The 16,045-nt window shown below is 68.4% G+C and carries 16 protein-coding genes; 6 read left to right on the forward strand and 10 right to left on the reverse strand.

The window, feature by feature from the left end; all coding sequences use genetic code 11:
- Positions 1–368: hypothetical protein (locus NJ4_RS26445; RefSeq protein WP_217996947.1), on the reverse strand; the 368-nt coding region annotated here is incomplete at its 3' end.
- A 535-nt stretch (positions 369–903) separates the two neighbouring features.
- Between NJ4_RS26445 and NJ4_RS21260 the strand changes: the two genes are divergently transcribed.
- Positions 904–2,805, forward strand: a complete 1,902-nt coding sequence (locus tag NJ4_RS21260) for a hypothetical protein (RefSeq protein ID WP_157551273.1) — start codon at positions 904–906, stop codon at positions 2,803–2,805.
- Between the two features lie 106 nt (positions 2,806–2,911).
- On the opposite strand, the gene NJ4_RS21265 is transcribed toward NJ4_RS21260, so the two are convergent.
- Positions 2,912–3,544, reverse strand: coding sequence for a 5' nucleotidase, NT5C type (locus tag NJ4_RS21265; protein ID WP_157551274.1), 633 nt, complete (start codon positions 3,542–3,544; stop codon positions 2,912–2,914).
- 520 nt (positions 3,545–4,064) lie between these two features.
- Here NJ4_RS21265 and NJ4_RS21270 point away from each other — a divergent pair.
- On the forward strand, positions 4,065–4,418 hold the full coding sequence (locus NJ4_RS21270; RefSeq protein WP_157551275.1) for a hypothetical protein: 354 nt from the start codon (positions 4,065–4,067) through the stop codon (positions 4,416–4,418).
- 46 nt (positions 4,419–4,464) lie between these two features.
- On the opposite strand, the gene NJ4_RS21275 is transcribed toward NJ4_RS21270, so the two are convergent.
- The 7 genes from NJ4_RS21275 to NJ4_RS21305 form a co-directional block, all read right to left on the reverse strand.
- Positions 4,465–5,547, reverse strand: a complete 1,083-nt coding sequence (locus NJ4_RS21275) for a hypothetical protein (protein ID WP_067440152.1) — start codon at positions 5,545–5,547, stop codon at positions 4,465–4,467.
- A 15-nt stretch (positions 5,548–5,562) separates the two neighbouring features.
- Positions 5,563–5,895 (reverse strand): hypothetical protein, encoded by a 333-nt coding sequence (locus NJ4_RS21280; RefSeq protein WP_067440156.1) that lies wholly within the window; start codon positions 5,893–5,895, stop codon positions 5,563–5,565.
- A gap of 20 nt (positions 5,896–5,915) precedes the next feature.
- Positions 5,916–7,370, reverse strand: coding sequence for an FAD-dependent oxidoreductase (locus tag NJ4_RS21285; protein ID WP_067440159.1), 1,455 nt, complete (start codon positions 7,368–7,370; stop codon positions 5,916–5,918).
- Positions 7,367–8,287: a VOC family protein gene (locus NJ4_RS21290; RefSeq protein ID WP_067440162.1), complete on the reverse strand. Its 921-nt coding sequence runs from the start codon at positions 8,285–8,287 to the stop codon at positions 7,367–7,369. The genes NJ4_RS21285 and NJ4_RS21290 overlap by 4 nt, the downstream gene beginning before the upstream one ends.
- 51 nt (positions 8,288–8,338) lie before the next feature.
- The gene (locus tag NJ4_RS21295) at positions 8,339–9,523 is read right to left on the reverse strand and encodes an acyl-CoA dehydrogenase family protein (RefSeq protein ID WP_067440164.1); all 1,185 of its coding nucleotides are present in this window, start codon (positions 9,521–9,523) and stop codon (positions 8,339–8,341) included.
- Between the two features lie 84 nt (positions 9,524–9,607).
- Positions 9,608–11,266: an FAD-binding protein gene (locus tag NJ4_RS21300; RefSeq protein WP_067440166.1), complete on the reverse strand. Its 1,659-nt coding sequence runs from the start codon at positions 11,264–11,266 to the stop codon at positions 9,608–9,610.
- Position 11,267: 1 nt separating this feature from the next.
- On the reverse strand, positions 11,268–12,125 hold the full coding sequence (locus tag NJ4_RS21305) for an alpha/beta fold hydrolase (RefSeq protein ID WP_067440170.1): 858 nt from the start codon (positions 12,123–12,125) through the stop codon (positions 11,268–11,270).
- A gap of 223 nt (positions 12,126–12,348) precedes the next feature.
- On the opposite strand from NJ4_RS21305, the gene NJ4_RS21310 reads away from it, so the two are divergent.
- Positions 12,349–12,870, forward strand: coding sequence for a flavin reductase family protein (locus NJ4_RS21310; RefSeq protein WP_407668090.1), 522 nt, complete (start codon positions 12,349–12,351; stop codon positions 12,868–12,870).
- Between the two features lie 44 nt (positions 12,871–12,914).
- On the opposite strand, the gene NJ4_RS21315 is transcribed toward NJ4_RS21310, so the two are convergent.
- The gene (locus NJ4_RS21315; RefSeq protein WP_067440173.1) at positions 12,915–13,820 is read right to left on the reverse strand and encodes an IclR family transcriptional regulator; all 906 of its coding nucleotides are present in this window, start codon (positions 13,818–13,820) and stop codon (positions 12,915–12,917) included.
- Between the two features lie 184 nt (positions 13,821–14,004).
- Between NJ4_RS21315 and NJ4_RS21320 the strand changes: the two genes are divergently transcribed.
- Genes NJ4_RS21320 through NJ4_RS21330 form a run of 3 tightly spaced genes read left to right on the forward strand, consistent with a single transcriptional unit; the run spans position 14,005 to position 15,778 of the window.
- Positions 14,005–14,862 carry an LLM class F420-dependent oxidoreductase gene (locus tag NJ4_RS21320; RefSeq protein ID WP_067440176.1) on the forward strand — a complete coding sequence of 286 codons (858 nt, stop codon included), beginning with the start codon at positions 14,005–14,007 and terminating at the stop codon, positions 14,860–14,862.
- Positions 14,859–15,374, forward strand: coding sequence for a nuclear transport factor 2 family protein (locus NJ4_RS21325; protein WP_067440180.1), 516 nt, complete (start codon positions 14,859–14,861; stop codon positions 15,372–15,374). The genes NJ4_RS21320 and NJ4_RS21325 overlap by 4 nt, the downstream gene beginning before the upstream one ends.
- Positions 15,371–15,778 carry a nuclear transport factor 2 family protein gene (locus NJ4_RS21330; protein WP_067440183.1) on the forward strand — a complete coding sequence of 136 codons (408 nt, stop codon included), beginning with the start codon at positions 15,371–15,373 and terminating at the stop codon, positions 15,776–15,778. The genes NJ4_RS21325 and NJ4_RS21330 overlap by 4 nt, the downstream gene beginning before the upstream one ends.
- Positions 15,779–16,045: the final 267 nt, after the last annotated feature.

Raw genomic sequence — 16,045 nt, forward strand, 5'->3', positions numbered from 1 at the left:
CCCCTCAGACATAGGAGCAACAGCGTCACGGATCCCAGCGTGAACGCCAGGAAGACGCCCGTGACCCACGCAAGTAGCGGCTGTGACGAGCCGCCTGGGAGTGCGAACTCCCGGGCTATCGCGGTGCTTGGGTTTGTCGTGATGAGAGCAATGGCTCCGGTAGTCAGGAAAGCGATGGCTGTGAGGAACCGCCCGACCTTGTCGTCCTGATGCTTCGTGGCGTCGAGAACTTCCTTGTAGGACCGCTCGGCGAGATCAAGCTTCGACGCCCTCTTGCCAGCCTCTAGTTGACCCTGACCGCCATAAGTCGGTGGCCCGCTCTGATCGGCGGTCCCCGCAGGTCCTGCTTGCAAGACTGCCGGTTGCATCGGCGATCCCTTTGACTTTCGTCGGAAGCGGTTCACCTCTTACGCTCCAGCCACAGCGTGTGACCCACTCTCGTTTGCGCTCGGCTCGGACCAGTGCACACTCTGAACATGATTTCGGCCTTTGCTGAGCGGTCTTTCGAGGTGGTTGCATAGAGTAATGCCAGCAGTCCGATCCTGTATGCATGTTGCCCCTCCCGCCTACGCCGGACGCTCCAGTGTGAAGACAAAAGGCTCCCCTCGGTTCCCGTCATCTCCGAGCGTTGCCGACAAACGCCGGGCACTTGAGTCCCGTATGGCGGTTGCTCCTCGAGTTCACCGCAGTGGCAGACTGGCAAGGCGAAGGGGCTGCGACCCAGGAACCCCGCGCGCGCCCCAGCCTGGAATGGAGGCAGAAACGGTGACGGAATCTGACGCAATCCGGCGTACACCGCCAGCCAGCGCCCTCAGCGACTCCCGCGCCCACCCACCCGAGAGGCAATCTGATCCAATCGCACTTGCATCAGCGAGACCGCTGTCTCCTTTCGCGGGTAGCCTCGTGCAGGATTTTCGACCCGATCACGACGGCGAAAGCAAGAATGTCGTCTATCTAAGCACCCCCATAACCACGGGGCCCCAACTCTTGGAGTGGCTTGCAGCAGCGCACGAAGAGTCCAATCGCACTGCAGAAGTTGTTCAAGAAGAAGTTGTCGCCGAGAACCTCGCACGTATCGGGCCATTACGGAGCCACGTGCGCGCACAGTGGCCAGACGCCACCCTGATTGACCCAACGGAGCTCAACGTTCCTGACTGGAGCCAGTGGGAGTACCACCGCTTCTGGGTCGAAATCATCAACCGATTCGTTGATCTCATCGTCTTCGCCGATGGATGGGAGCTGAGCACAGGCTGCACGATCGAGTATGCAACGGGTCTGCACGCAGCCATCCCGATGGAGGACGCGCGAGGCAACTCCATCAAACCGGCGGACGCGGCTCGCCTCTTGCTGGCCGCAGCCGACACCCTAGAAGGGGCCGGACGAGATTCCTCCATTGCTCTGGCGGCTGCAGGCCGCGCTGAGCGGGAGGCCCGGGAGCCGCTCAAGGACTCGAGCCTCGCCTCGCTCGCCTCCGACTTCAACGTCGCCTCGTTTCTCAGCGTCGGTCCTGGCGGGCCGATCCTGCGCCATCGGCACATCAGAGGACGTAAAGTCTCCCGCAGCGCGGGCATACCCGATTCCGTGCAGCTGCTGTTGAGCGCAAGCAACGCCGGATCAGTCAACGTTCGAACCTTCAAGCCGGGATCTCCGAAAGGTAATCCGTTCAAGTACGGACTCAACCGCGTGGACGACGTCTTGCGGGCGATTCAGGCTTACTCCGCGTCTGGCTACTTCTGCATCATCAACGAGACGATCTCTGTTGAGGATGGCGGGGTTTCGGGCGTCACCCTCGGCGGGATCGCCGAGTTTGCGCCGGACGACACCCCGCGCGTTGTAGAGACGGCTGAGGCAGCATCCCTACCGATCGGGGTTGCCGAGCAGATTCTTCGAACCGTCTACTCCCCAGCCCTTGCCCTGCCTTTCGGCGCGAATAAGCGGATCGAGTTCAGCGTTCATCCAAACCGGGTCGGACATCGCGCTGAGCACATCATCGTCTGGGAAGTGGAGCCCGTCGAATCCGTTTCGCTCGATGTACCAATCGTATGGCCGAATCGCTTTAGCCGACTGCTAGGTGACAAGACCTACGGACTCATGATTGCCGACACTTTGGGCTTTCCGGTACCTGCGACCACGGCAGTCTTGAGGCGTGTTGCGCCATTCCGATTCGGACGTTCGACCGGAACTGGGGAGTGGTGGATGCGCACAGCACCGGCCAGGCAGACCCCTGGGCACTTCACCACGACCTCTGGCTGGAGTGACCCCTTCGCGCTTTTGATGAAGGAGGACTCGGAAGCTGATGTCGCTGGAGTGCTCGCTCAAGAAGGAGTCGACGCCCTCTACTCGGGAGCAACCCTGCCGCTCTCGAACTCGTCAGATCATGTGGTTGAAGGCGTGGCGGGCGCCGGCGATGGCTTCATGCTTGGTGAGTCACCCACGGTGAAGTTGCCGGCGGACGTCGACAGGCGAGTACGCGATCTGCTGAGAGACCTAGAGGCCGCGTTGGGGTCAGCAGCGCGCATCGAGTGGGCCGACGATGGCGAACTGGCTTGGGTGCTGCAGTTACATCGAGTACAGAAGCGGAGCCGTCCTGGCGTCTTTAGCGATGGTGCGGCCGATGTCTGGATATCCTTCGACCCTTCGCAGGGCCTGGACGCCTTGAAGGGGCTAATTGCGCAAGCACGCGATGCTGGCGCTGGCATTGAGGTCACCAAGCCGATCGGTTTGACATCACACGTTGGCGATCTTTTGCGCAGGGCTGGTGTGCCAGGCCGTCTTGCCGACGACGCACTTGCAGGTCCAGCGTGATCCTCAAAGTGAGGCCCGCAGCCGGGCCAGCACGAGGACAACGGTGCGACGCTGACACGTCGCGCTCGGCAGCGAACAATTCAGGGCCGCGACTCCAGTCGGGGCTCTAACGAGAGTGAGTCATTGCGAGGCTTCGGGTCGACGCCGTGGATCCGCGTAGGACGATGTCGACAAACTCTTCGACGCTGTCGACGCGCTGAGTGTCCTTGTCGCCGAGATCCTGGTTCCACGGGCGAGTCAGGAGGTGACAGTTCAAACCCTTGGCGACGCGTGCGACGTAGTTTTCGAAGCGGTCGTCGATGAAGAAGTCGGTGTCGACTGCTGTCTTGTCGGATGAGAACGTGAGCGAATGGAACACGAAGTTGTGGTCCGCGAGCCAGGCTGCAGTGTGTCGAGATGAGATACCAGGTTGTGAGCCGACTGATCGGTCGGTGACGATATGGATGCTGTGCCCCGCACGCGCAAGAGTCTCCGTGGCTTCAACACTGCCCGGGAGCGGGTCGCCATGTCGCAGGACTTGGCCAGCGTCGACCCCTGCCTTGTACAGGTCCAAGTACTCCTCCAGAGTGAGCCCCCAACCCTTGAAGAAGTCCCAGTGAGGATGTGCACGATCGAGGCTGCACTCAGTCCGGCCGGCGTTGACGAGGTAGTCACTGATGGCGCGACGAAAGTCGTAGACAACGCCGTCAAGGTCGAACCCGACCCGCCACCCATTCTGCCGATTACTGTTGGTTGCCATCACATCATCGCCTCCTCACGCACCACTGAGGTGCCGTTCATCGGTGTGCCTACAAGGTAATGGTCGAGTACGACAGTTTCAGCCGCTTGACCTTCTGGCCGTGTTTGGCACGCCATGGGAGGTGCTCAGTTTGTGCTGCTTGACCTGCGACGGCTGCCGCGACGTCGGCGGCCACCAACGGTCGACTGAGTTCCACCGGTGTCGCTAACCATGAGTTATGTCCGATGCCGTGCAAGGCCCCGGGGGGCGCCGAGGATGGTCACGGTCGGTTGCAGAACCAACCTCGCCCACGTCGACTAGCTAGCCCGTTCATACATTGGCATCACCGTCCATGAGGCGGCGTCCTCGCCAACTCGCTCGGAATGCAGCCGCGTCTTAGTGGGCGGAAAGACATGGGAACGCGCGGGAACGGCTGCGCGCACACGCAGGCCCGGACACAATGACGCATGTGAACACGACCGGCGTCCCCGCCGCCGAGGCCTAGGCCGCGCCGAGACGACGACTCGACCGACCCGTGCTGGTGGCCAACCTCGTCTCGGGAGCACTGTGGCTCCTGCTGGTGGCGGCTCTGGGCGCCTGGGTGCTGGCGCTGATGGGCGCGGCGTACGTCGTCGTGGCGAGCGTGTTCCTTGCCGCGGCCTATGGGCGCGGGTCGCTCACCTGGCGCCAGGAGGCGCTGGCCTGGGCAACGCCCTGGCTGGCAGCAGTGGTGCTGTGGACCTGGGTGGCCACCAGCCTCGAGGGTGGGGACTCAAGCTGGGCACTGAACCTGTCGTTCGGCGTGGTCGTCGCGAGCGGGTGCTACCTGCCGTGGCAGCTGCTGGCCTTGGCCGCGCGACAGCTGATGGGATGGACGGCACGAATGCGCCGCTGAACCGGTCCCGGCCCCGCAGGTCTGCCGCAAGCGAGGCGACGACCGGTCAGGGGATGCGCACCACGGCCGTCGTGACCGGCGGGATCGGCCCGGCGCTGCGGGCATGTCGAAGGGCGATCATCCCCTCAAGATGCCCCTGGGTGGCGAGCCAGTCGTGCCCGGCGAGGCCCGGGTCCTGCTCCGCCAGCACCAGCCGTACGACGCCGCCCCGGCCCGGGCTGGTGTCGAAGCTCGTGGCGTGCACCCGGTCGCCGAAGCGCCACTCGAAGGACTCCATCCAGAAGTTCATCGGCACCAGGCTCCAGTAGCCATCAGGGTCCGGTGTGAACTCGATCGTCAGCGCCTGGCCCGGCTCCAGCGACCAGTAGCCGGTCAGGTAGCCGTGGCCGGCAGGGGTGTGGATGTCTCCCGCATCGGGCATCGCCTCGAGCACGTTGAGCCGCTGCGACCGTTCACGGTGGGCCCACTCGGCCCACACGCGGGTGTTGAACCTCGCGAATCCGATCGCCTTCTCCATGCCGACGGCCAGGTCTTCGGACGTCAAGGGCGCCCGCGGCGGCGCCGGCGTCGTACGCCGGATCGAGAGCGGGCGCGGTCGGTCCCGTAACGGATCGCGCAGATAGCGGCGCACGGAGATCGAGTTGGCGTCAGGCTCCATCCGCAGGGCATTGCGTCCGCCGCGGGCGTCGAGCCGGAGCTCGAAGCTCCCGTCCTCGTCGACATCGAGGTCCTGCTCGGTCACCGACGCGATCATCCGACGGGGCGAGGAGTTGAGTCCGGTCAGGTCACCGGCGTAGAGGCTGAACTCGATGAACTCGGTCTCGGCCATCGACCCGGAGACGACGTACTCATGGCCGAAGCTGACCAGTGCGGCGTCGTAGAGCTGGCCCGGGCTGTCCCCGGCGAACTTGCGGACGCCGTCACGGGTCTTGCTGTGAAAGGCGGGCCAGACCGGGTCGCCGTAGTCGATGAACAGCTCCAGGCCGATGGTGAGGTATCGCAGATAGAGCCGGTGCCCCTCAGCCGAGTCCAGCGGCCGGTCCGGCGCGTCGAGCCGGGCGAGGTCGCCCGGTGCTGCGGCCACGGCCTCGGCGAGCCGGGCGAACCCGGCGCCGTCCTTGTTCGTCATCGGTGACTCCCTCGGTCAGTTGCCGAAACGCTGTTGGACGTGCCGGCGTCGTACGGCGATCTCCTGGGCGCGGTCCTTCGCACCCAGCCGCGGAGTGTCTGCCGGCAGCACGTCGCCGAGCGCATCGAGCTTCACCGTGACCGCCCGTGGATGCTCGTCCTCCGGGAAGTCTGGTTCGAAGAGGACGTGCTCCTCGAGCCGGGCGATCGTCATCCCCAGCAGGAACCTGTGGGCGCTGGCACGGTTCTCCGGTGACGAGTAGAGCTCGTCGTCCCGCAGCTCGCCGGCCCGTGTGCCGATGGTCTCCACGAAGCCGTCGAAGCTCTCGGCCAGTTCATCGGCGCCCACGGGGAGTTCCTTCACCGTCGTCACGTGGCCGTGGCGTCGGCCGGTGCCGACTCGGCGACGGCGCGGCCTGCGCGACGGCCGAAGAAGGTGCCGTCCCCAAGCGACGTGCCGGAGACGTAGCCGTCACCGTGGATGCCCGAGGTGGCACGGCCGGCGGCATAGAGGCCCGAGATCGGATCTCCCGTCAGCGAGAGCACTTCGCCATCGACGGTGGTGTGCAGACCGCCGAGCGTGAACCCGGAGAATCCGCTGCCGGGGGTCTGGCCGTCTCGACCCTCGGGGCTGAAGCCCAGGCGCGGGTCGACAGCGGCCCAGGGCCCCTCGAGCACGCGGACCCACTTCGAGGCCTTGTTGAAGACCGGGTCGTGACCGTCCGCGGCGTGCCGGTTGTAGAGCCCGACCGTCGCTTCCAGGGATCCTGTCGGCAGACCGAGGTCGGCCTCCAGCTCGGGCAGGGTCTCGGCTGCGTGCTGCGGTCGGACGCCCCAGGCATCGGCTGCCGGGATCGCCTCGAGGCCGGCCTCGTCGACGATCGCCCAGCACGGGCCGGGCTGGTGGAACGCCGCGTGGCTGAAGACGCCCGGATAGACGTCCTCGTTGACGAAACGCTGTCCGCGGCCGTTGACCAGCATGCCGCGCACGAGCAGGGCGGGCAGCGCGGTGTAGGCCACCTCGACTGCCGACATCCGGCGTACGGCGGCCCCCACGGACTGGCCCATGGCGATGCCGCTGCCGTCGTCCAGCCCGTCGCTGACCTTGCCGTGGCCGAGCAGTGCCGGCGCATGGTCGGCCAGCATGACCTCGTTGTCGACGAAGCCCCCGGTCGTCAGCACGACGCCGCGCCGGGCCCGATAGGTGACGTCCGCACCGAAGTGGCGGGCGCGTACGCCGCCCACCCGGTCGCCGTCCACGACGAGAGCGGTGGCCCGGGTGTCCACGTGTGTGGTGGCTCCGGCCTGCTCCGCGGCTGAGATCAGCCCGGCCATCACCGTGTGCCCCGCCCAGCCCTCGGTGGCGGGTCGGTGCCCACGCGGCACCGGGGTGGCGATGGTGGTGTAGGGCCAGGCGTTCTCGCCCAGCCACATCAGCCCGTCCTGCGTGGGCGGCATCCACGTCGGGGCGTCGTACAGGGACGGCAGGAAGTCGATCCCGCAGCTGCGGAACCACTCGAAGTGGTCGACGCTGCCCTCGCAGTAGAGCCGCAGCTTCTCCAGGTCCGCGTGCGGACCCAGGGCGGCGGAGAGATAGGCGAACATGTTGTCCGCGCTGTCCTCGAACCCGCAGGCCCGTTGCACCGCGGTGCCGCCGCCGAGATAGAGCTCGCCGCCCGACTGTGCGGAGGAGCCGCCGGCCCCGGACGCTCGTTCGAGCAGCACCACGGAGGCGCCGGCCGCGGCGGCCTCCTGAGCCGCTGCCGCACCAGCACAACCGAACCCGACCACGACCACGTCGAACTCGTGGACCGCTGGGCTCATGGCACCGGGGTGAACGCCGCCAGCGGCTCGGAGCCCGACCAGTCGTGGCCCCAGTAGGAGTCCGCGGTGATCTCCTCGGCGGTGTAGTAGGTCTCGTCGACCAGCATGCCCTCGACGCCGTACTCGAGGTCCCAGCCGCCCGGGGCACGGACGTAGAACGAGACCATCTTGTCGTTGGTGTGCCGGCCCAGGGTCGACGAGATCGAGAAGCCGGCCTTGTTCACCTTGTCCAGCGCGCGGCCGACGGCGTCGAGCGAGTCGACCTCCATCATCAGGTGCACCAGACCGGGTGCCTCCCCGTGCGGTGCGGGGCAGACGGCCAGGCTGTGGTGGCGCCGGTTGACACCCATGAACCGCACCCGGCGAACCGGTGGCGGCGAGTCGAGCCCGCCGAGGCGGATCGATCCACGGGGCAGGAACCCGAGCACCTCGGTGTAGAACTCGACCGTCTCCTCGGGGGTCGTGGTCGGCAGCACCACGTGGCCCAGGCCCTGGTCGCCGGTGACGAACGTCTGGGCGTGCCCGGTGACGACGGGGCTGTGGTCGAGGACCGGGCCGAAGAAGACCTCGACCGGGGTGCCGGTCGGGTCCTCGAAGAAGATGCCCGCCTCGAAGCGGCGCTCGTCGCACTCCTCCTGGCTGAGCACCTTGACCCCGAAGCCGGCCGCCTCGACGGCCCGCCCGACGGCGGCCAGCGCGAACTGGTCACGCACCTCCCAGCCCACGGCGAGCACCTTGTCGGTCTCCCCCGGTACGACGATGAGCCGGGCCGCGCGCTCGTCCATGCGCAGGTAGAGGCCGTCGGGGTCGGGACCGGTGGTCTCCTGCATGGCCAGGCAGTCGACGGTCAGCTCACGCCACCGCGGGATGTCCTGGCTCTGGACCTTCAGGTAGCCCAGCTGTCGGATGTGGGGCATGGCGTCGTCCTTCGTGTCGTGGGAGTGGTGCCGGCGGTCGTCGTACGAGTGTCAGATCATCGACAGCATCGGGCCGGGCGGCGGGGTGACGTCGATGTCGAGCAGTGCGGAGGCGTGGAAGACCGAGCCGGGCACGTGGATGGCGTGTGCCAGGCCCATGTGGCCGTCGCGCCAGAAGCGTTGGATCGGGTTGTCCATGCGCAGGCCGTTGCCGCCGGAGCGGGCCACGACCTCGTCCATCGCGCGGACCGCGCGCCAGGCGGCGGCGACCTGGGTACGCCGGGAGGCGGCCCGCTCGGCGAACGTGACCTCCTCGCCGCGCTCGGCCTTGTCGTAGAACGCGGTCACGTTCTCGAGCATCGCGGTGCGCGAGGCCTTGATCTCCTCGGCCGCGGCACTGATCGCGTAGAGCACGTAGGGGTCGTCCTTCACCTTCGTGCCGGTGATCTGGACGCGGGTCTTCTGGTAGGCCAGGTGCGCGTTGACCGCGCCCTCGGCGATCCCGATCACCGCGGAGGTGATGCCCAGCGGGAAGGCGGTGGTGAACGGGATGTGGAAGGTCGGGTTGGTGTGCCCGGACTCGGCCGGCTGCGAGCCGTCGAGGAACTTGGCGAACTTCACGACGCGGTAGTCGGGGATGAACGCGTCCTTGACGATCACGTCCTTGGAGCCGGTGCCACGCAGGCCCACGACGTCCCAGGAGTCCTCGACGATCTCGTAGTCGGAGCGCGGCAGGATCACGTGGTAGTTCTGCGGCGGCATGATGGTCTCGCCGTTCTCGTCACCGAGGAACGCACCGAGGAAGATCCAGTCGCAGTGGTCGGTGCCCGACGAGAACTGCCAACGCCCGTTGAAGATGTAGCCACCCTCGACCGGCTTCAGCACCCCCATCGGAGCGTAGGGCGAGGCGATCCACGTGTCGTGGTCCGCACCCCAGATCTCCTCCTGCACCCGGGGGTCGCACATCGACATCTCCCACGGGTGCACGCCGACGATGCCGGCCACCCAGCCCGTCGAGCCGTCCAGCGAGGCCAGGCGCATGACGACCTCGGCGAAGTCACGCGGGTGCGCCTCGGCGCCGCCGTACTTGGCGGACTGGAGCATCCGGATCACCCCGGTCTCGCGCAGGATCTGCGCGGTGCGGTCGGTGAGCCTGCCCAGCTTCTCGTTCTCGGGGCCGAGAGCGGCAAGCTCCTCGGCGTGCGCCTCGACTGCTTCGAGCACCGGGTTCGTCATCGTGGTCTCATCTCTGTGTCGTGTTCGTCCAGTTCAGCGCCGTGCGTGCCGCGCGTGTTCAGGGTTCCCGCTGATCGGGATCCCTCAGCCGTGCACCCCGGACCGTGAGGCGGCCGCGTGCCGGGCGGCCACGTAGCCGAAGACCATCGAGGGGCCGATCGTGGCGCCGGGGCCGGCGTACTCGTTGGCCATCACCGAGGCGGTGGTGTTGCCGGTGGCGTAGAGGCCGTCGATCGTGGAGCCGTCCTCGCGCAGCACGCGGGCGTGCTCGTCGGTGACCAACCCGCCCTTGGTGCCGAGGTCGCCGACCATGATCTGCACCGCGTAGAACGGCGCCTTGTCGACGTGGTCGAGGTTCGGGTTCTTCAGCGTCGGGTCGCCGTAGTAGCGGTCGTAGGCGCTGGCGCCTCGGCCGAAGTCGTGGTCCACGCCCCCGTCGACGAACCCGTTGAACCGGGTCACGGTCGCGATCAACGCGTCGGCCGGTACGTCGATCGCGGCGGCCAGCTCCTCGAGTGTGTCGGCGCGATGGGCGAGACCCTTCGCGTAGAACGCCTTCGGAATCGGCGCACCCGGCAGGATCTGCGCGAACGGGTAGCGCGAGCGGGCGCGAGCGTCCATCACGAACCAGGCCGGCAGGTGCTTGCCGGCGAGCTGGTCGTGCACGAAGTTCACGTAGGGCGAGGCCTCGTTGGTGAACCGCTTGCCGTCGCTCGAGACGATCACGTGGCCGGGGATCGCCCGCTCGGAGACCAGCGGAATGGTCGCACCGGCGGGGTGCTCGACCGACGGCATCCACCAGGCGTCGTCCATGAGGTCGATCGCGGCGCCGAGGTCCTGGCCGAGCATGATCCCGTCACCGGTGTTCTCGACGGCGCCGAGGCTGTGATCGGCCCGACCGCCCTCGGGCAGGAACGTCTCACGCAGCTGCGGGTTGTGGTCGAACCCGCCCGAGGCCAGGAGCACGCCGTGCCGCGCACCGATGCGCTGCGCCTTCCCGTCCGGGCCGGTCGCCACGATGCCGGTGACCCGGCCGCCGTCGGTGACGATCTGCGTCATCGCGGTCTGCAGTCGCAGCGGAATGTCGGCGTCCTTGAGGACCATCCGCAGTCGGGCAACCAGGGCCCGGCCGCCGGTGGCCATGTGACGCCGCCGGATCACGTTCGAGGAGACCCGCCACGCGGCGACGACCGAGGCCCAACGGCCACGCCAGGTCCGCTTGACCATGGCCAGGTCGTGGTAGTCCTTGCCGGTCACCCAGAGTCCGAGCGGGCCCTTCATGCTGTTGGGGCGCTGGAACTGCTCGTCGGCACCGAGCTTGCGGGTGTCGAACGGCTTCGGCTCGATCGAGCGACCGAGGGGCCGCCCGCCGTCGTACTCGGGGTGGTAGTCGGCGTAGCCCTTGGTCCAGTAGAACTTCATCCACTTCGACTTCTCGAGCAGCTCGATCGTCGCCGGACCATGGTCGACGTACGCATCGAGGCGCTCGGGCGCGACCTTGCCCTCGGTCAGCAGGTCGAGGTAGCGGCGGATCGACTCACGCGAGTCGTCGTGGCCCTTGCGGCGCAGCGTGGGGTTGTTGGGGATCCAGATCCCGCCTCCGGAGATGCCGGTGGAGCCGCCGAACTTCTTGGCCTTCTCGAGCACCAGGACGCTGAGTCCCTCCTCGGCCGCGGCAAGGGCGGCCACCATCCCGCCGCCGCCGGACCCGACGACGACCAGGTCGAACTCCTCGTCCCACATGTCAGCTCTCCCTCGTCAGGAAGGCGAGGACCGTGGACTCCCAGGCGGCCTTCTGCTCGATCATCGTCCAGTGACCGCAGTTGGGCAGCACGTGCACCTCGACGTTCGGGATGGTGCGCATCGGCAGCAGCATCATGTCGACCGGGCTGACCCGGTCGTCGCGTCCCCAGGTGATCAGGGTCTGCGCGGTGATCTTGTGCAGCATCGCCCAGTACGGCGGCTCCGGTGACCTCTCGGCAGCCTTCGCGGCGGCGGCCAGCATGCCGCGGCCGTACATCCGCTTCGACGCGGCCAGGGTCTCCGGTTCGAGGGCCAGCGCGAGGCGCTCCTCGATCAGCTCCTCGGTGACCAACGACTCGTCGTACACCATCGACTTGAGCCAGGCGACCAGTCGCTCGCGGGTCGGGTCCTCGACGAAGTCGGTGAGCAGGTTGAGGCCCTCGCCGGGCGCCGGGCTGAAGATGTTGCGGCCCATGCCGCCGATGGTGACCAGCTGGCTGATCCGCTCGGGCTGGGCGATGGCGAACCGGGTGGCGACGATGCCGCCCATGGAGTTGCCGATCATTCGCACCCGGTCCAGGCCCAGTGCGTCGAGGAACGTGCCGACGGCGGGCAGTGCTGCGGCCATCGGGTGCAGGTCGGTGTCGTCGCTGACCCCGAAGCCCGGGAACTCCAGGGCCAGGCAGCGGAAGTGCTCGGCGAAGGTCGGCAGGTTGCCGCGGTAGTTGCGCCACGCACTCACCCCCGGCCCCGAGCCGTGCAGCAGCACCAGCGGCGGAGCATCCGGGTCGCCGGCCTCGTGGTAGCGGAGCACGCCGTTCTCGGTCGGCAGCTCACGCAGGGTGGATTCGCGCGTCATTTGGGTCACCTTGCGCACGCTAGGACTCCCCCGTGCGTGGCCGGCCACGGATCCCGATCACCGGGAACGAGGGCGTGGCAACGGCCTCGAGGCCGTTGCTGCCACTGACCGGGACCGGTCGGGCCGAGCACCGACCGCATCCTCATGATCGTGGTCATGAGCACCGACATTCGCGACACCGACGTCAGCACCCGGCCAGGGCCGACACCCGACCAGATGCGCGCTGCCATGGGCATCTTCGCCTCGGGCGTCACCCGTGGTGACCGGCGTCGACGACGAGGGCCCGGTCGGCTTCGCGTGCCAGTCGTTCGCCTCGGTCTCGCTGGAGCCGCCGCTGATCCTCTTCTGCGCCGACCACCGCGGCCGCAGCTGGCCTCGGATCCGGGAGACCGGTCGGTTCTGCGTCAACGTGCTCGGCGAGGACCAGGCCGGCCTGTGCTCGCGGTTCGGCTCGAGCCGCGGCCAGCGGTTCGAGGGGCTGGACTGGGAGCTGTCCCGATGGGGCACGCCGGCCCTGCCCGGCGTCATGCTGCGCGTGCATGGTGAGGTCGAGACCGTCCACCAGGCCGGCGACCACGACGTGGTGATCGGCCGCGTCAGCGAGCTGGAGTACGACGGCTACGAGCGGCCGATGATCTTCTACCGCGGCGCCTTCGGGACCGAGTTCGAGGACCCGGCGCGACGGCACCCGGACGCCACGCCGGCCTCGATGCTCAACTGGGGCGACGGAATCCGCTGGGGTTGAGCAACGTGGGAACCCGAGGTTCGCGCGTCACGCCTCCGGTTTCGTCACATCCAGCCGCCGCGACCGACGGCCATCAGGCGGCCCATGGTCTCGGGCGAGAACGTCTCCTGCTGGATGACGGTGTGCGGGCGACGACGCGGGCGCACCTGCTGGGCGAGCTCGGGCGAGAGCGCCCGGGAGACCTCTCGGGCGGCTGCGGCCACCAGCGGCGCGACGCGCTCGAGCGGAGCCTTGGCGTCACCGACCAGCGAGATCGCCCCGATCGGGCCGTCGACGCCACGCACGGCGGCGGCGACACAGGCGATGTTGGCGAAGCACTCGCCACGTTCGAAGGCGAGGCCGCCGCGACCGCGAATGCGGTGCAGCTCCTGGTGCAGCGTCGAGAGGTCGCCGATGGTGCGACGTGTGGAGCGGTCGAGGGCCTCGCCGACGATCTCGTCGGTCGCCTCGGCCGAGAGCCAGGCCAGCATCGCCTTGCCGAGCGCGGTCGAGTGCGCGGGCGCCCGGCCACCGACGCGGGACGGGACGGCGCCGGCGAAGCGACCGCCCATCTTGTCGAGGTAGTGCACCTGGCCCTCGTCGAGCACGGCGAGATGGACGACCAGACCGGTGCGCACCATCAGGTCGTGCAGCATCGGGGCCGCCTCGGCGCGCAGGTCACTGCTGCCGCGGTCCCCGGCGTCGCCGAGCTTGAGCGAGCGAGACCCGAGTGCGTAGCCGAAGGCGGTGTGCTCCAGCCACGAGAGCTTGACCAGCTGGTCGAGGATCCGGTGCGCGGTCGAGCGCGGCAGGTGGGTGGCCCGAGCGACCTGCTCCAGCGTCAGCCGAGTGGTCGGGCCCCGGAAAGCATCGAGGATCAGCGTCATTCGCTCGACCATCGACGGGGGCAGCTCGCGCCCGCTCTTCTGGCCCGCGTCCTGCGGCACTTCGACGCTCTCGACTGCAGACATCGCACACTCCCTAGAAAGCCCGTGGTCATTCCCCAAACTGAAATGAATTCTAGGCGACTCCCCGGGAGGCAACAAGGGTTTTCTGAAATTGATTTCACCGTCCGTTCACCGGGAGCAGGACGCCCTGCCCCCGCACCTCGGTGACAGGCTCGCGACGACATCTCGACCGAGAGGCAGGAACCCCATGCGCATCGGCATCACCAGCCCGATCGTGACCGCGAACCCGGGAGCCCACAGCCCCTGGGAGGACCAGGCCGGCATCGCCGAGCTCACCACGATCGCGGAGGCCGCGGACCGCCTCGGCTTCCACCACCTCACCTGCAGCGAGCACGTCGCCGTGCCCACGGAGATCGCCGAGCAGCGCGGGGCGACGTACTGGGACCCGCTGGTCACGCTGAGCTACCTCGCCGCCCGGACGACGAGCATCCGGCTGGTCACCCAGGTGCTCGTGCTCGGCTACCACCACCCGCTCGAGATCGCGAAGCGCTACGGCACCCTCGACCTCGTCTCCGGCGGGCGCGTGGTGCTCGGCCTCGGCGTCGGGTCGCTCCAGGAGGAGTTCGAACTGCTGGGCGCGACCTTCGAGGGCCGCGGCGCCGTCGCCGACGACGCCCTCAAGGCCCTGCGTGCCAGCCTCGGCCGACGTACGCCCAGCTATCACGGCCCGCACTTCGACTTCGAGGGCCTGGTCATCGAGCCGCACGCGGTCCAGGAGCACCTGCCTCTGTGGATCGGCGGGCGTACGCCGCGCTCCCTGCGCCGCGCCCTGACCCTCGCCGACGGCTGGGTGCCGTTCGGCCTCGGCCTCGACGACCTCACCCGCATGCTCGCCGAGGCCGAGGTGCCCGAGGGCTTCCAGGTCTCGCTGAGCGCCGGGCGACCGCTCGACCCGATCGGCGACCCGGGACGCACCGGCGACAAGGTCGCCCGCGTGCTCGAGGCCGGCGCCACCGTGGTCAGCACCGCGATCGACGCCGAGTCGGCGGCGCACTACTGCGAGCAGCTCGAGGCGCTGGCGAAGATCGAGGAGGAGATCCGATGAACGCCCAGCCCGACCGGTTGGCAGCGCTCGAGGCACGCCTGCAGACTCTCGAGGACACGCAGGAGATCGCCGAGCTGATCGCCGGCTACGGTCCGCTGGTCGACAGCGGCTCCGCCGACGAGGTGGCTGCCCAGTGGACCGAGGACGGCGTCTACGACGTCGACGAGATCACCATGGTCGGCCGCGACCAGGTTCGGGCGATGGTGCACTCGTCGAACCACCAGGGCTGGATCGCCGGCGGTTGCGCCCACTTCCTCGGACCGGTCAAGGTCACCGTCGCCGGCGACGAGGCGGTCGCCGTCTGTCACTCGCTGATGATCGTCAACCGGGGCGGGTCCTTCGAGGAGTCCCCCGACTTCGTCGTACGCCGGGCCACGGCCCACCACTTCGAGCTGGTCCGCGGCACCGACGGCTGGCTGGTCGCCAGGCGGACCAGCCGGGTTCTCGACGGCCGCGCCGAGGCTCCCGAGCTGCTGCGCCTGGGCGCCCTGGGCCGGCCGGCATCGCGATGAGCGAGGACCGCACCCGGATCGTCGAGCAGCTCGCACACGTCGCCTCCGCCCTCGACCGTCGCGACTACGCCTTCCTCATGGCCACGTTCACCGAGGACGCCGTGGGCTACGGCAAGACCGGGCCCGACGCGATCGTCGCGCAGGTGCGTGCCCATCTCGGCGGGGTCGGGCCCACGCAGCACCTGCTCGGCAACCACCGGGTCACGGTCGACGGCGACGAGGCGCGCTCGCTCACCTACGCCCGGGTCCACCATGTCGGCGCCGGGCCGATGGAGGGCGAGTTCTTCGAGTGCCTGGGCGAGTACGACGACCGGTGGCGGCGTACGCCGGACGGCTGGAAGCTGCACCGTCGACGCTTCGACATGCAGATCATGCTCGGCGACTTCGCCGTCCTGCGACCCTGAGCCGAGCGGGTCGACCGGCTGCTCGACCCGGGGAGCCCCCACCTGCGTTGAGTGCACGATCCGTGTCGAGCACGAGACGTTTCTCGACACGGATCGTGCGCTCGGTGAACTCCAGTCAGGGGTTCGGGCGACTCAGCCCGTCCACACCTTGTCGAGCAGCTCATACCGGTGGTGTCGACGCCGCCGCGCACGTCCCGGCGGCGACCCCAGCAACGGGGGTGGCCTGGGCGGCCGGGCGGCCGGGCTCCCGGGCTCCCGGGCGCCCGG

Origin of the sequence: Nocardioides jensenii JCM 1364 = NBRC 14755, from assembly GCF_001552535.1 — a bacterium.
GTDB classification, from domain to species: domain Bacteria; phylum Actinomycetota; class Actinomycetes; order Propionibacteriales; family Nocardioidaceae; genus Nocardioides; species Nocardioides jensenii.

Coding starts and splice junctions, on each gene's coding strand:
- NJ4_RS21290 (WP_067440162.1), bottom strand. CDS start 8,287: ATGCCCCACATCCGACAGCTGGGCTACCTGAAGGTCCAGAGCCAGGAC.
- NJ4_RS21315 (WP_067440173.1), bottom strand. CDS start 13,820: ATGTCTGCAGTCGAGAGCGTCGAAGTGCCGCAGGACGCGGGCCAGAAG.
- NJ4_RS21265 (WP_157551274.1), bottom strand. CDS start 3,544: ATGGCAACCAACAGTAATCGGCAGAATGGGTGGCGGGTCGGGTTCGAC.
- NJ4_RS21295 (WP_067440164.1), bottom strand. CDS start 9,523: ATGACGAACCCGGTGCTCGAAGCAGTCGAGGCGCACGCCGAGGAGCTT.
- NJ4_RS21275 (WP_067440152.1), bottom strand. CDS start 5,547: ATGACGAACAAGGACGGCGCCGGGTTCGCCCGGCTCGCCGAGGCCGTG.
- NJ4_RS21325 (WP_067440180.1), top strand. CDS start 14,859: ATGAACGCCCAGCCCGACCGGTTGGCAGCGCTCGAGGCACGCCTGCAG.
- NJ4_RS21285 (WP_067440159.1), bottom strand. CDS start 7,370: ATGAGCCCAGCGGTCCACGAGTTCGACGTGGTCGTGGTCGGGTTCGGT.
- NJ4_RS21330 (WP_067440183.1), top strand. CDS start 15,371: ATGAGCGAGGACCGCACCCGGATCGTCGAGCAGCTCGCACACGTCGCC.
- NJ4_RS21300 (WP_067440166.1), bottom strand. CDS start 11,266: ATGTGGGACGAGGAGTTCGACCTGGTCGTCGTCGGGTCCGGCGGCGGC.
- NJ4_RS21305 (WP_067440170.1), bottom strand. CDS start 12,125: ATGACGCGCGAATCCACCCTGCGTGAGCTGCCGACCGAGAACGGCGTG.
- NJ4_RS21320 (WP_067440176.1), top strand. CDS start 14,005: ATGCGCATCGGCATCACCAGCCCGATCGTGACCGCGAACCCGGGAGCC.